Source organism: Sporolactobacillus caesalpiniae (genome assembly GCF_040513385.1).
Taxonomy (GTDB): domain Bacteria; phylum Bacillota; class Bacilli; order Bacillales; family Sporolactobacillaceae; genus Sporolactobacillus.
Map to the genome: position 1 here is coordinate 346,904 of NZ_JBEVCB010000003.1, position 15,342 is coordinate 362,245.

The 15,342-nt window shown below is 44.1% G+C and carries 11 protein-coding genes; all 11 read left to right on the plus strand.

From position 1 onward, the window contains the following. Positions 1-255: 255 nt before the first annotated feature. The 11 genes from pyrG to ABWW58_RS07695 all read left to right on the plus strand — a co-directional run bounded on the left by pyrG (position 256) and on the right by ABWW58_RS07695 (position 14,794). Entirely contained in the window at positions 256-1,854 is a 1,599-nt protein-coding gene (gene pyrG / locus ABWW58_RS07645) for a CTP synthase (RefSeq protein WP_093670799.1), read from the plus strand. A gap of 193 nt (positions 1,855-2,047) precedes the next feature. Continuing rightward, positions 2,048-2,452, plus strand: coding sequence for a response regulator (locus ABWW58_RS07650; RefSeq protein ID WP_353868556.1), 405 nt, complete (start codon positions 2,048-2,050; stop codon positions 2,450-2,452). 241 nt (positions 2,453-2,693) lie between these two features. Further along, positions 2,694-3,989, plus strand: a complete 1,296-nt coding sequence (gene murA, locus ABWW58_RS07655; protein WP_353868557.1) for a UDP-N-acetylglucosamine 1-carboxyvinyltransferase — start codon at positions 2,694-2,696, stop codon at positions 3,987-3,989. Between the two features lie 571 nt (positions 3,990-4,560). Continuing rightward, positions 4,561-5,832, plus strand: coding sequence for a transcription termination factor Rho (gene rho / locus ABWW58_RS07660; protein WP_093670791.1), 1,272 nt, complete (start codon positions 4,561-4,563; stop codon positions 5,830-5,832). A gap of 185 nt (positions 5,833-6,017) precedes the next feature. Then, positions 6,018-6,263, plus strand: coding sequence for a type B 50S ribosomal protein L31 (locus ABWW58_RS07665; protein ID WP_093670789.1), 246 nt, complete (start codon positions 6,018-6,020; stop codon positions 6,261-6,263). 188 nt (positions 6,264-6,451) lie between these two features. Beyond that, on the plus strand, positions 6,452-7,024 hold the full coding sequence (locus ABWW58_RS07670; protein WP_353868558.1) for a thymidine kinase: 573 nt from the start codon (positions 6,452-6,454) through the stop codon (positions 7,022-7,024). An 84-nt stretch (positions 7,025-7,108) separates the two neighbouring features. Further along, positions 7,109-8,182, plus strand: coding sequence for a peptide chain release factor 1 (gene prfA / locus ABWW58_RS07675; protein ID WP_353868686.1), 1,074 nt, complete (start codon positions 7,109-7,111; stop codon positions 8,180-8,182). Next, entirely contained in the window at positions 8,179-9,048 is an 870-nt protein-coding gene (prmC, locus tag ABWW58_RS07680; RefSeq protein ID WP_353868559.1) for a peptide chain release factor N(5)-glutamine methyltransferase, read from the plus strand. The genes prfA and prmC overlap by 4 nt, the downstream gene beginning before the upstream one ends. A 79-nt stretch (positions 9,049-9,127) precedes the next feature. Further along, positions 9,128-9,934: a stage II sporulation protein R gene (spoIIR, locus tag ABWW58_RS07685; RefSeq protein WP_353868560.1), complete on the plus strand. Its 807-nt coding sequence runs from the start codon at positions 9,128-9,130 to the stop codon at positions 9,932-9,934. Positions 9,935-10,245: 311 nt separating this feature from the next. Continuing rightward, entirely contained in the window at positions 10,246-11,289 is a 1,044-nt protein-coding gene (locus tag ABWW58_RS07690; RefSeq protein WP_353868561.1) for an L-threonylcarbamoyladenylate synthase, read from the plus strand. Positions 11,290-12,262: 973 nt separating this feature from the next. Next, the gene (locus ABWW58_RS07695) at positions 12,263-14,794 is read left to right on the plus strand and encodes a glycoside hydrolase family 31 protein (RefSeq protein ID WP_353868562.1); all 2,532 of its coding nucleotides are present in this window, start codon (positions 12,263-12,265) and stop codon (positions 14,792-14,794) included. Positions 14,795-15,342: the final 548 nt, after the last annotated feature.

A 15,342-nucleotide genomic window follows, 5' to 3' on the forward strand; every position in this document is an offset into this window, starting at 1 on the left:
ACGTACTCTTGATTCAACTGGGCAAGTTTGTTAGAATTGCAAAGGGCGACAAATAGAACGAAATTCAAAGCAAAAGCGAGCCCTCCGAAAGGGGAGCGTGTCGCTTTTGCTTTTTTACAAACAAAGGCAAGAAAAACCGGTCGAAAAAGGTCGAAATTGATCGTAATGACGACCCCTTGCCATGTAGATTTATCACTGTGCTAGCCGTATGAATTCACCAAGTTTTTTCTATTGATAAGGGGGAAATCATCAAGGATGACGAAGTACATTTTTGTGACCGGAGGCGTGGTTTCGTCTCTCGGCAAAGGGATTACCGCGGCGTCACTGGGACGTCTTTTGAAAAATCGCGGATTGAAAGTGACGATCCAGAAGTTTGATCCATACATTAATGTGGATCCGGGGACAATGAGCCCGTATCAGCACGGTGAAGTATTTGTTACCGACGATGGTGCAGAAACCGATCTCGACCTTGGGCATTACGAGCGGTTCATTGATATCAATCTAAATAAAAACAGCAATGTTACAACAGGTAAAATCTATTCCACAGTTCTGAAAAGAGAACGCCGGGGTGACTACTTAGGCGGCACCGTTCAGGTCATTCCACATATCACGAATGAAATCAAAGATCGTGTTTTCCGAGCGGGTAAAACGACGGGCGCTGATGTCGTGATCACGGAAATCGGCGGTACGGTCGGTGATATCGAAAGCCTCCCGTTCCTAGAAGCGATCAGACAAATTAAGAGTAATGTTGGTTTGGACAATGTGCTTTATATCCACTGTACATTGATTCCTTATCTGAAAGCGGCCGGTGAAATGAAAACAAAACCGACGCAGCACAGTGTAAAAGAACTGCGCAGTCTTGGTATTCAGCCGAATATCATTGTTGTTCGTACCGAATTGCCGGTTTCCGAAGAGATGAAAGCGAAGCTCGCTTTATTCTGCGATATCGACAAAGAAGCCGTCATTGAGGCGCGTGACGCAGAAACGCTCTACCAGGTTCCGCTGCAGTTGCAGGATCAGCATTTGGACGATATCGTCTGTGAGAAGTTGCACCTGCCGCAGGGTGAAGCAGATATGAGCCAGTGGCATGATTTGGTAGATAAGGTCCTTCATCCGAAAAAACATGTGAAAATTGGCTTGGTCGGTAAATATGTTGAGCTTCAGGATGCCTATATTTCTGTTGTTGAGGCACTGAAGCACGGGGGATACAGCTTCGATACGGAAGTGAAGGTTCAGTATATCAACTCTGAAGATCTGCTGCCAAACAACGTGAATGAACAGTTAAAGGATTGTCAAGGTATCATTGTTCCGGGCGGATTTGGTGATCGAGGTATTGAAGGAAAAATTTTGGCTATCCAATACGCACGTGAACATAAGGTGCCGTTCTTCGGCATCTGTCTCGGTATGCAGCTGGCGACGATAGAATTTGCTCGTCACGTATTGAAATTAAGCGGAGCGGATTCTGCCGAATTTAATCAAGACGCTGAGGAAGCGATTATCGACCTCCTTCCGGAACAAATGGATGTTGAAGATTTGGGCGGCACCCTGCGCCTTGGGTTATATCCATGTAAAATCGTGAAGGATACGAAGGTTTTTGACGCTTACAATAAAGAAATTATCTACCAGCGCCATCGTCACCGTTATGAGTTCAATAACCAGTACCGTGAAAAAATGACGGAAAAAGGCATGGTGTTCTCAGGCTTGAGTCCGGACAATCGGCTTGTGGAAATGATTGAATTAAATGATCATCCTTGGTTTGTGGCGTGCCAATTCCATCCGGAATTCAAATCGCGTCCGACACGGCCGGAACCATTATTCCACGACTTCATTAAAGCATCTTTGGCTAATGAATAATAAATGTTAATACCTATAAATGTGTGAGCAAACCGGCAGACCGATTGATTTATGAATCGACCTGCCGGCTTTTGCTTTTTTTCTAATAATTTAAAAGAGGGAAATGACGTTCGATAAAGAAGTGATATATGTAAAGACAAATCTGAACCCGCACAGAGCGCGTTGCAAAGAATGAACGAAAGAGGGCAATCTAATGGTAAAACAGAATTTGGTGTGCAGCGCAACAAAGGCAAACAAAATTATGATTGTTGACGATCAGGCAGGTATTCGATTATTGCTGAAAGAAGTTTTTAAAAAGGAAGGGTACCCCATTTTGACGGCGGGCAGCGGTGATCAGGCACTTAAATTTCTCAAAGAAGAGGACCCAAAGCTCGTCCTGCTTGATATGAAAATTCCTAAAATGAGCGGTATGGAAATATTGCACCATATGATGCAAATGAAACCGAATCTGAAAGTGATGATTATGACTGCTTATGGCGAGAATACGCTCGTTAAGGAAGCATTGCGGGATGGCGCAATCGCGCATTTTTCAAAACCTTTTGATCTTCAGGAACTCATTGCTGCAGTTGAGAAAGAATGCCCGCAGTGCGCAAAATAATTAATTGAATTTTCTATAGGGGACGAGTCTGTACACACATGATTTGCAGGTTTATGCTATAATGCTGAAAGAGTCTTCTAGTTGTCGGCAGGACCTATAAATGCTCAGTAATTTTTATGAAAACGAGAGCATAGTGTTAATTTTGTACATATAATGGTTTTGCCTGCCTGGTTTCATGTATGAGTGTTCTTAGAAAAGCGCTTGATAATTTGATGTAAAAGGAAAAGGAAGTATTCTGACCATGGATAAATTACTAATTGAAGGCGGCACACGTTTAAATGGCACCGTTCAAATAAGCGGAGCGAAAAACAGTGCGGTCGCGTTGATTCCGGCCACCATTCTTGCTGATTCACCTGTTACCATTGACCAGCTTCCCGATATTTCAGATGTGCGCACACTATGTAAGCTACTACGTGAAATTGGCGGAACTGTTTCTTTTGACGACCATACATTTGTTGTTGACCCGAGAAAGATGGTGGACATGCCGCTTCCGAATGGTTCAGTGAAACGATTGCGTGCTTCCTACTATTTAATGGGCGCGATGCTCGGCAGGTTTCATAAAGCCGTGATTGGTCTCCCCGGTGGGTGCAATCTTGGTCCGCGTCCCATCGACCAGCACATCAAAGGATTTGAGGCGCTTGGGGCAAAAGTGACGAATGAACGCGGAGCGATTTATTTACGTGCGGATTCTTTGCGCGGGGCGAGGATCTATCTTGACGTCGTCAGCGTTGGCGCGACAATTAATATCATGCTTGCGGCTGTTAAAGCCGAAGGGCAGACCGTCATTGAGAACGCGGCGAAAGAACCGGAAATTATTGATGTAGCGACACTATTGACGAGTATGGGCGCCAAGATTAAAGGAGCGGGAACAGATGTCATTCGCATTGAAGGCGTGAAGCAGCTCCATGGATGCAGACATATGATTATTCCCGACCGAATCGAAGTCGGCACATACATGATTATCGGAGCGGCCGGAGCCGATCGTTTGCTGATTGACAATGTGATCCCTCAGCATGTGGAATCACTGACCGCGAAACTTCGTGAAATGGGCGCCGATGTGCAAGTAGGCGAGGATCAAATTCTTGTCTCGAGAAGCAATAAGCGCTTGATAAGTGCCGATGTGAAAACGTTGGTTTATCCGGGATTTCCAACAGATCTCCAGCAACCGTTGACAAGTTTAATGACGCAAGTGGAAGGCACGAGTATTATCACGGACACCATTTATGGCGCGCGTTTTAAACATATTGATGAATTAAGGCGCATGGGGGCGAATGTGAAAGTTGAAGGTCGCTCAGCAATTTTGAGCGGACCGACACATCTTGAGGGTGCGAAGGTTCGAGCCACTGATTTAAGAGCGGGAGCATCACTGGTCATTGCCGGATTAATGGCAAAAGGCATTACAGAAATTGTTGGTGTTGAGCATATTGATCGCGGCTATGATCATATCATGGAGAAGCTGCGAGCTATCGGTGCCAACATCTGGCGCGAGCGCATGCTCGAGGATGAAGCTAGAGAAAGTCTTAAGGAGCAAGAATAAGTCAGGATTTGCATAGAAACCATGTGTGTTTTCGTGCAGATCCTTTTTTACATCATTAACAAAACACAAAATTCTGAATTCAAAGAAACGGTGTACGTGATTCGCAAAAAAGGAACACTATCGAAACCAGCACATTCTGCGGTTCACCGGATCTGGAATCTGGGCCATCCAGGCCGTAGCAACGGCTGTTTTACCATCAGAATCTCGATGAAACTAAATTTTCTAATTAGATCCGTTGAAAATACGGGACTAATGGTTGATTAAAAGGGTATAATATGATATTAATGGGATAGTGTGATTTATAAAAAATTATAACGGTGAGAAAAAAATTGCGTTTGGCTTTTTTTGAATGATATCTATGATCTGAAGAGACTGTGCTTATGCTCGTGAAGAATTTAAATTTGCTCAGCTGTTCGTGGCTTGCTCTTTCAACTTAATTCCTCCCCTCCTCTCAACTAGCACAGTTCTATGTCTTTTCCGAATTTCAGATGTGAAGAAGGTAAAAATATAAAGCCGAATTAGTTTATGGCTTTATGTATTTGATGATAAATTTAAAAAGTGTGGTGTGAGAATGCCGATTACATTAGCAGAGTTAGAAAATATGAAACTTAAAGAATTATATGAGCATGCAAAAGAGTTTAAAGTATCCTACTATAGTAAATTGAACAAAAGAGAATTGATTTTCTCGATTTTAAAAAAACAGGCGGAAAAAGACGGCTTATCACTTATGGAAGGTGTTCTTGAGATTATTCCAACTGAGGGCTTTGGTTTTCTTCGCCCGATCAATTATTCGCCGAGCTCGGAAGATATTTATATTTCCGCTTCGCAAATTCGTCGATTTGATTTACGAAATGGAGATAAGGTTACGGGGAAAGTTCGACCCCCGAAAGAAAATGAGCGTTACTTTGGGCTGCTGAGGGTTGAGGCCGTTAACGGAGAGAATCCTGATGTAGCGAAGGAACGGGTTCATTTTCCTGCGTTGACTCCGCTTTATCCCGACAGACACATGGTTCTTGAAACGGACAAAGAAGATTTTTCCACACGAATTATTGACATGGTTTCACCTGTGGGTTTTGGACAAAGAGGTATGATTGTTGCTCCGCCAAAAGCCGGAAAGACGACATTACTGAAGGAGATCGCCAACAGTATTACTGTAAATTATCCTGATGTTGAATTAATTGTTTTGCTCGTCGATGAACGTCCGGAGGAAGTAACGGATATTGAGCGTTCGGTCAAGGGAGATGTTGTGAGCTCAACCTTTGACGAAGTGCCCGAAAATCATGTGAAGGTATCCGAACTTGTCCTTGAACGGGCAATGCGTCTGGTGGAACATAAGCGAGATGTCGTTATTCTCATGGACAGCTTGACCCGACTGGCCCGAGCTTACAACCTTGTCATTCCTCCGAGTGGTCGGACTCTATCCGGAGGTATCGATCCCGCCGCATTCCATAAACCGAAAAAATTCTTTGGCGCGGCTCGAAACATTGAAGAGGGCGGAAGTCTGACCATACTGGCTACGGCCTTGGTTGATACAGGATCGCGCATGGACGATGTCATTTATGAGGAATTTAAAGGAACAGGAAATATGGAGCTGCATCTTGACCGGAGACTGGCAGAACGCAGAATCTTCCCGGCTATTGATATTCGACGTTCCAGCACGCGCAAGGAAGAATTGCTTGTTGATCGTGATCATTTGGACAAACTTTGGACCATGCGCAAAACGATGGATGAATCTCAAGAGTTTGTGGAGCATTTTTATAAACGAATTCGTGAAACGAAATCCAATCAGGAATTTTTCGATATTTTTGATAAAGAGAAAAAAGGCAGTTTGCAGTCAAAATAAGGACGATAAGGTTGACCCTGTTTTGGGTGCAGTGAAGAAAAACGCTATATGGCATGGTTTTCCAAATAAGACCTTGCTTGCAAACCCCACGACTGCCTGTTATAATACTCGTTGTGCGTTATATTATTAGGCGCTATATGACTCTGGTTTGAGAGAATAATCAGGGCGCAAAGGAGATGAATGAGATGAAAGCAGGCATCCATCCTGACTATCATAAGGTTGTATTTATGGACGCAAGTACTGGCTTTAAATTTTTGAGCGGTTCAACGAAGAAATCGAATCAAACGGTTCAATGGGAAGACGGAAACGAATACCCATTAATTACAGTCGAAATCAGTTCCGATTCGCATCCATTCTATACTGGCCGTCAGAAATTCGCTGACAAAGGCGGACGTGTTGATCGGTTTAAACAGAAATATAATCTTAAATAAGATTCGTTTGAAGTCCAGAGAGAAAAACGGCGTGTTCCGGTGCGATGAAAAATGGTGCGGAATTTGCCGTTTTTGTTTTTTTAGGACAAGGCGAGCATACATGATCAATCGCAGGCAGCCAACTGCCTGCTTTTTAACAGCCTGAAATCAATATAGAAAATTCAGTTGCATGAAAGGACGACTAACTAATGGCTCAGCTTTTCTTTAAGTATGGGGCGATGAACAGTGGTAAATCCATTGAAATTATTAAGGTCGCTCACAATTATGAGGAGCAGGGGAAGTCTGTTCTGCTATTTACGCCGGGAATAGATGATCGGTATCAGGTTGGCGCGATCTCCAGCAGGATCGGATTTAAACGGAGCGCGCATCCCGTATTTGAGTCCACAAACCTCTTCGCAGTTGTAAGCGACTATCGCCCGCGCCCGCACTGCGTGCTTGTTGACGAAGTGCAATTCCTTTCTAAAGCGCATGTGCTTCAGCTCGCGAGCATTGTCGATCGGTTACATATTCCCGTTATGGGCTTTGGTCTGAAAAATGATTTCCGAAATGAATTGTTTGAGGGAAGCAAATATATGCTGCTCTATGCGGACAAAATTGAAGAAATGAAGACAATTTGCTGGTTTTGTGAACATAAGGCGACGATGAATCTGCGCATTGATGGCAGGGGCAAACCCGTCTATACCGGAGAACAGATTCAAATTGGCGGTAATGAAAGCTACTATCCAGTCTGTAGGAACTGTTACAGTCATCCGCCAATCTAATGATTTGCGTCTGTTTTTTCACGATGAAATGACTGATATAATAGAGTAAATGGGATGCAGACGGATACAATTGAGGTGGATGAAATGTTTGAACGAATACAGTCCATGGAAGAACGCTATGATAAACTGAATCAGCTTCTCGCTGATCCGGATGTGATCGGTGACCCGGCTAAGCTGCGTAAATATTCTAAAGAACAGTCTGATTTACAAGACATTGTTTCAGTATATCGTAAATACAAACGAATGATTTCCGAAATAACCGACGCTGAATCGATGCTCGATGAACAGTTGGATGAGAGCATGAAGACTATGGTTCTTGAAGAAATCAACCGCCTTGAGTCGGATCGACCACGAATAGAAGAAGAATTAAAGCAGCTGCTCATTCCCAAAGATCCGAATGACGATCGGAATGTCATTCTTGAGGTGCGTGGTGCTGCCGGCGGCGATGAGGCAGCCCTTTTTGCCGGGGATTTGTTTCGCATGTACTCGCGTTACGCCGAGCAGCAAGGATGGAAAACTGAAGTTATCGACACCAATCCCAATGAAATCGGCGGGTATAAAGAAATCGTGTGCATGATTTCCGGAAAAGGTGCGTTTTCGAAACTGAAATATGAGAATGGCGCACACCGCGTGCAGCGCGTTCCTGAAACGGAATCGGGTGGACGCACGCATTCATCGACTGCGACTGTCGCGGTTTTGCCGGAAGCACAAGAAGTCGAGGTTGATCTTAATGACAAAGATATCCGTGTCGATCGATTTGCTTCTAGCGGACCGGGTGGTCAAAGCGTCAATACAACCATGTCCGCGATTCGTTTGACGCATATTCCGACGGGCATTGTGGTTTCCTGTCAGGAGGAACGATCGCAGATTAAGAATAAGGAAAAAGCGATGAAGGTGCTGCGCGCGCGTGTCTATGATAAGTATCAGAAAGAGGCGCAAGCTCACTATGATTCGACACGGAAGTCAGCGGTTGGAACCGGCGACCGATCAGAACGCATCCGAACCTACAATTTCTCTCAGAATCGTGTCACGGATCATCGGATTGGTTTGACCATCCATCAATTGGATCAAGTACTCAATGGGAAATTAGATGACATTATAAATGCGCTGATTTTAGATGATCAAGCGAAGAAAATGGAACAGGCGGATGCTCGGTGACTGTGAAAAGATATGAACTGATGAACTGGGCATCTTCACTATTAAATGCGCATCAACGCGATGAAAATATTGGCGAAATTCTGCTTTGCGCCCGGTTAAACCTCTCGCGAACGGATCTTATTGCCGATCGTAGAGAACCGATAGACGATGAGGATGCGGCATGGGTGCGTGCGAGGGTCACGGACCACGTGCAATTCGGGACGCCCGTTCAGTATATGATCGGATCTGCTCCATTCTATGGACGAACGTTCAAAGTCACTCCCGACGTACTGATCCCGCGTCAGGAGACGGAAGAGCTGGTCTGGAGGGTCGGGCAATGGGTGGAACGCTATATGCCGGAGCTGAAGCATCCGTCAGTTTGTGATATCGGCACCGGCAGCGGGGCGATCGCGATCACGCTAGCGCTTGAACATCCGGATTGGCGAATTACAGCAGTCGATTTGTCAGAGAAGGCATTGGATGTCGCCAAGGGGAATGCGGCGGCACTTGGCGCGTGCGTCGATTTTCGCCAAGGAGACCTGCTCGCGCCTCTGCACAATGAAACATGTGATGTACTTGTTTCTAATCCCCCTTATATAACGCGAGAAGAAATGGGCGGGCTGGACGACACGGTTGGAAATTATGAACCTCATTTAGCGTTGTTCGGAGGAATAGACGGTCTGGAATTCTACCGGCGGATTATTGATGACATACCTTCGATTTGGCGAAGAGAAGGCTCTTTTATAGCTGCTTTTGAAATTGGCGCGGCTCAAGGAAGAGCCGTTTCCGATTTAGTTCGTGACAAATTCACCAGCCAAATCAAAGCTCTGACTGTGGAAAAAGATATTTCCGGTTATGACCGCAACGTTATGGCTGTGATTCAATAGTGTTCGAATACGTAATTTGAATCCGTATGTTTAGTTTCCCGCTTCTGTGTCCACAATGGGTGGTAAGGAGGCGGGCGTTGTGAAAAAATCATTTGTTTTCATGCTCTTATTATCTATTAATCTAGTACTCGTATTTTTTTTCTGGCAATATAGCACAACGAAAGCGGATCAGAAGGGACCAATTCCTCAAAACGCGATTCGACTGCGCATTCTCGCCAATAGTGATTCACCCGCCGATCAGGTTGTGAAGCGTCAGGTACGTGACGCGGTGAACGCAGATATAACAAAGTGGGTTCAGGACTTAAAAACAACCAATCAGGCAAAAAAAGTCATTCGCGCTCATATGCCCGAACTGAAGCGGACGGTTGAACAGACATTAAAGCGGGCGCATGCGGACAGTGCTTATAAAATAAAACTTGGCCAAGCGGATTTTCCTACGAAAATGTATGGTACTTTTGTCTATCCGGCAGGGAAATACGATGCGTTAGTGGTCACGCTGGGAGATGGGAGAGGGGCGAATTGGTGGTGCGTCCTGTTCCCGCCGCTGTGCTTCCTAGACTTTTCTAATAGTGAGGCGGTAGCAAATCCTCGGGCACAGGTGCAGGCAAAAGTCGATGTTCGAAAGGGAGCGCGTCCGGTAAAAGCAAGCAAACAGCAGCCGCAGCAGAATGAAGCAGCATCATCTGAAACGTCATCACAATCGGTCGATAAAGTCGATGATCCAAAAGAAGTGCAGCCAGTAAAGGCGAGCAAGCAGGTAAAGCAGCAGCCTCAGCAAAATGAAACAACAGCATCTGATCCCTCGTCACAACCGGTCGATAAGGTCGAGGTTCATTCATTCGTTGTTGATTTCTTCACTAGAGCTTGGCATGCGATTGCGGGGTAAAAGCGTTGCGTACTGCTTGTCTGAATGGTATGGTGTATACGGAATGAAACAAGGTCGGATGAAATCCGGCCTTGTTTGCACCGTTGAGAACGTTCATGAATGCAGAGAAGATCACCACATCCTGTGAACGTATCTCCGGTGCGTGATACGAATGCCAGCCTATGAAACTTTTTATCTGTACCAAGAGCTTGCCCATCGGCAGGCTTTGTCTGAGCGAATCAGTAACCCAATGGACACTAGACAACCGGGCATCAAGTTCACCGGCAGGCTTTGTCTGAGCGAATCAGTAACTAGTAAAAGGGGAAACGAAAATGGTAGAAACACAAGTATGGCGGGTGGATCCTGAAGCTCCTGATCTTGAACATACGCCTCAGATTATGGCCGCAGCGGAAAAACTGCAGCAAGGAGAAATTGTCGCTTTTCCTACTGAAACCGTGTACGGACTCGGCGGGAATGCAAAGCTGCGAGAGTCTGTGCAAAAGATTTATGAAGCCAAGGGAAGACCCAGTGACAATCCGCTGATCGTGCATGTCGCCAATTTAGAACAGGTTCGCTCGATTTGCACGGAAATTCACCCGATCGCTCAAAAATTGATCGACACGTTTTGGCCGGGACCGCTTACCCTGGTGCTGCCGTCGCGTGGAGAAGTCTCGAACGCAGTAACCGCCGGTTTGTCGACCGTAGCGGTTCGTATGCCGAGTCATCCGGTCGCTAGGGCATTGATTCTAGCATCCGGATTACCAATTGCTGCCCCATCAGCCAACCGTTCCGGACGACCGAGTCCGACACGAGCGGATCATGTTTTTCATGACTTAGATGGTCACATCGCAGGCATTTTAGATGGAGGGGAAACCGGTGTCGGTGTCGAATCCACGGTAGTGGACTGCACGACAACGCCAATTACGATTCTTCGTCCGGGCGGCGTATCCAAAGAACAGTTAATTGAAGCGGTAGGAGCGGTTGCGGATGACCCCGGATTGACACGTTCGGATCAAGCACCAAAAGCGCCGGGCATGAAATATAAGCACTATGCCCCGGAAGCGACGATGTATCTGGTGCCCACCGGCAAGAAGCGAATTCGTGAATTAATCCGAGATGAAAAAAATAGTGGACGCAGCATTGGCGTGCTGACGACAGAAGAGAATGCAGACAGCTATCCTGATGCGGATGTTGTCCTTGTTTGCGGCAAACGGAGCGAACCTGAAACGGTAGCGCATAATCTTTTTGATGTACTGCGTCATTTCGATCAAAAAAAGGTAAATGTTATATATAGTGAGACATTCTCTGAGACAGGGATAGGCCAAGCGATTATGAATCGACTGTCCAAAGCAGCAGGTGGTCGAATCATCGATTGAAGGCAAGAGAGAATAATAGGAAGGCGTTTGGGGATCAAGAGATCCCTAGACGCCTCTTTTTCAGTATAACGCTCTTAATCTGATTTTATCGATAGTTATTCAAGTTCGTACTCGAACAAAAAAGGTCCCATGATTCCTTACAAAAACGAACCACTATATAGCAGGTTTTCTCATACAGTATATCCTGATGAACGACCATGAGATCGTCAATGAAAGTGTCTGATCACAGTTAGTGGCTACAAACCATGTCTTTTGACATGGGTACAACAATCATTGCCCTCCTGGTTGACCATTTCATAGGTGAAATGGACGTAAAATGTGAGTATAGGATACATTTTTTCACAAAAAGTCGAATCATGTTAGGATAAGTTTGAGGAGGTAACTAAGGAGAAAAGAGAAGAGCTCCGGGCCTTTGTCCGCTGTTCTCCATTTATTTATGCAGCAAGATGTTCTGTTTGTTTATTGAATGGCTTTTATAAAAAAATAATGTTGTTTATGGACGTGAAGGGGCTCATTCGTGAAAAAGGACAAACTTTTCATGGCTTTCGACTTGTGTGAAAACGCATTTTTACACGTTAGTTCAGCGAACAGGCAGAAATGAGTACCCCAATACGACGGTATGATTTAACAACGCCATTTGAATAGAACAAAGGATGCATGGATTGATGTGTAGAGGAAGGAAAAAAGAATTCGAGAGAACTCTCTTTGAACTCTTTTTCAAAATTATTCCTGAAAAAGAAAAAAATAACAATTCGGAGGGTGATGATTGAGACGAAATATGATCCTTTACAAAATAAAAAGCAGTCTTATGATAAAGACTGCATCCATTGGAATGAGCTAAAGGTCATCGAAGTCCTGAGAAAACTTATGCGATGATTCGTTAGTCATCATTAGACATTTAAATTATACCAAATAGTAAGAGAAATGTAATGAACGTCAAATGAATTACACACTATTGAAGGGCAGATGGGTAATGACCATATATAAAGTTAACTATAAAGCCGCTGTTGCATTGCTGGTAGCGCTGATTATTGCGTTCTCAACAATTTTTTCAACTGCGTTTGCAGCACAGCCTCATACGGATCGGCCTCTTGATAAAGATAAGCTGCAAAAACTGGAAGTAACCGAAGCGAAACGGATTCGTGATGGTGCACAATTTGATCTTGGCAAGTATACGGGATATATTCACTTCTTATCTGAAGATACGGTCAAAGTATCGGTTGTTCCTGATGGATCCGCTGAAAAGTATTCATCGGCGATTGCCAAGAAAGTTTGGGAGGCACCGAGATTCAAAGCGCAAGAAAAACAAGATCATTACACTTTAAAAACAAAACAGATTACTGTTGAAGTTAATGAGAAACCTTTTGGTGTCAAGATTTTGGACAAGAAGGGTCGCGTAATCAATGAAGACTATGCACTGAATGGTTCATCTTCAGGCTACGAGAGCGGAAAACCGTATATTATCAAGAAAACCGACAAAAATGAAAATTTTTATGGATTTGGCGAACAAACTGGCAGTCAATTAAATAAGCGTGGTAAGAGCTTAGCTAATTTTAACTCTGACTCTTACGGATACGACAACAGCACAAAGTATGTTTATACTGCGATTCCTTTCTTTATTGGTTTAAAGAATGGCAATGCTTATGGTATATACTTTGATAATACGTATCGTACCTATTACAATATGGCAAAGGATTCAGATGATTATTATTATTTCTATGCAGATGGCGGACCGCTAACTTACTATTTTATGAATGGACCGGATATTTCGCATGTTCTTGACCAGTACACGGAACTAACGGGTAAAATAAATCTGCCTCCGGAATGGGCACTTGGTTTGCAGCAAAGTGCATGGGCGTATACACCGGAACAAATTGAGACGATTGCTCAAACTTATCGTGATAAAAAAATTCCGCTTGATACAATGAATTTCGATATTGACTATATGAATGGTTATCGAGTATTCACGTGGAGCGATGCATACAAAAAAGCGTTTGATACGATTAAGCGTATTCCAGGTATGCATGCGGTTACGATCAATGATCCGGGTGTTAAGCAAGATAATGATTACTCCGTTTATAAAGAAGGGCTGGATAAAGAGTATTTTGTTAAAAAGGCGGATGGTACACCCTATATTGGACCTGTATGGCCGGGAGACTCTGCCTTCCCTAACTTTGTAAACAGTACTGTACGAAACTGGTGGTCATCAAATATCGCCACAACGCTGCTCAATGAAGGTGTGGATGGTATTTGGAATGATATGAACGAGCCAGCTGTATTTAATGATGATCAAGGTTTATTCCATACCTTGCCACTTGATTCCTATGGTTTGGACGATAATGGAAATAAAGTGTTGCATGAAGCATTTCACAATACGTATGGTCACTTGGAAGATGAAGCAACCTATAATGCTTGGGCATCTGCAAACTCAAATAAACGTCCATTTGTGTTAACACGCGATATGTTTGCAGGGACACAAAGATACGCTGCTGTATGGACTGGTGATAGTTTAAGTGATTGGGAGCATTTGCAAATGTCGCTTCCAATGAATATGAATATTGGGTTGTCTGGTCAGGCTTTTGTAGGCAATGATATTGGCGGTTTTGGCAATCAGGCAACACCGGAACTTTTTGCACGCTGGATTGAACTCGGTTCATTCTTGCCATTCTCACGTATTCACTATGACCAATGGACTGATCGAAATTATCATCAGGAACCGTGGTCATTTGGATCTGATGTGGAACAGATTAGCAAAAAATATATCGAGATGCGTTATCAACTCTTACCATACCTATATAATGCATTTCATGATGCCGCGGAAACAGGCAAGCCGGTTCAACAGCCACTTGTTTACCAATTCCAAAATGACCAAGGAACATATAACATTGATGATGAATCAATGTTTGGTGACTCGTTACTTCTTGCACCAGTCGTTGATCAAGGCAAGACATCACGCAGTGTATATCTGCCAAAAGGTGAAACGTGGATCAATTATTGGAATCAAAAAGAGTATCAAGGTGGACAAACGATCACCGTTGACGCGCCACTCGATACAATGCCAATTTTTGTGAAAAAAGATTCCATCATTCCAACGCGTGAAGTGCAGCAATATACGCAGCAAAACAAACTGACGAACTTGACGCTTGACACTTATCTTGATCGCCATGCATCTTATAGTTTCTACGAAGATGATGGCAAAACGCTGAATCACAACAAAGGACAGTACAATTTGACTGACATCAATGTCGGAAAAATTGGACGTACGACTGTATTTAGCGCGGATCAAAAGGTTACGAGATACCATTCCGATCTTCAGAGTTATACATTAAAACTGCATGATACTCGAGACCCGAGATTTGTTACTAGCGGCTTTAAAAAATACGCTAAGGTGGGCAGTCTCAAAGATCTGGATGGTCAAAAGACAGGCTATTATTATGACGGATCGCAAAAAATTCTGTATGTAAAGATTCCTGTTAATGGACACAGCAAAGTTGTGGTCCATTAAGGGGACCTTAAGACAGCATCTCCCGCTCGTTATGAGCAGAGGTGCTGTTTTTTACAAGTAAAAGATGCTGATGCTCACAGCTGGGATCAATAGGTTTCGCACGGATCGGTGGGCGATCAGGTTAAGCGACCGATTTGATCATTAGACGGAAAATATTCTCTTAATGAGAAAATGAACGAAAAAAGAGCTTAAATAGGCGGAGTAATTCCGTCTATCTCCTTAAAAAACGTGAAAATAGAGGGTTTTGCTTGGCATAACCGGAAAACCTCCCTTATCTCCCTCCGAAACAAGCTTTATTCTGCATTTAACCGAAAAATCTCCGCTTATTTTACACGTTACTTAATTAAGGACCAGAATACTTCATGAAAAAAGAAGTGAGCGGGGCGGGGATCATTTTATATGCGCTCAAAAAATCCAAGACCCCTCATTTAGCATTTTTTTCGATGTGCAGGTACTGTTTGAGCAATGTCTATTTATTAAAGGACATGCATAAAATGTTCTATGGACATGAGGGAGGCGACGGACGTGGCAGCGGGGGTGATCAATCA

Coding starts and splice junctions, on each gene's coding strand:
- pyrG (WP_093670799.1), top strand. CDS start 256: ATGACGAAGTACATTTTTGTGACCGGAGGCGTGGTTTCGTCTCTCGGC.
- ABWW58_RS07650 (WP_353868556.1), top strand. CDS start 2,048: ATGGTAAAACAGAATTTGGTGTGCAGCGCAACAAAGGCAAACAAAATT.
- murA (WP_353868557.1), top strand. CDS start 2,694: ATGGATAAATTACTAATTGAAGGCGGCACACGTTTAAATGGCACCGTT.
- rho (WP_093670791.1), top strand. CDS start 4,561: ATGCCGATTACATTAGCAGAGTTAGAAAATATGAAACTTAAAGAATTA.
- ABWW58_RS07665 (WP_093670789.1), top strand. CDS start 6,018: ATGAAAGCAGGCATCCATCCTGACTATCATAAGGTTGTATTTATGGAC.
- ABWW58_RS07670 (WP_353868558.1), top strand. CDS start 6,452: ATGGCTCAGCTTTTCTTTAAGTATGGGGCGATGAACAGTGGTAAATCC.
- prfA (WP_353868686.1), top strand. CDS start 7,109: ATGTTTGAACGAATACAGTCCATGGAAGAACGCTATGATAAACTGAAT.
- ABWW58_RS07690 (WP_353868561.1), top strand. CDS start 10,246: ATGGTAGAAACACAAGTATGGCGGGTGGATCCTGAAGCTCCTGATCTT.
- ABWW58_RS07695 (WP_353868562.1), top strand. CDS start 12,263: ATGACCATATATAAAGTTAACTATAAAGCCGCTGTTGCATTGCTGGTA.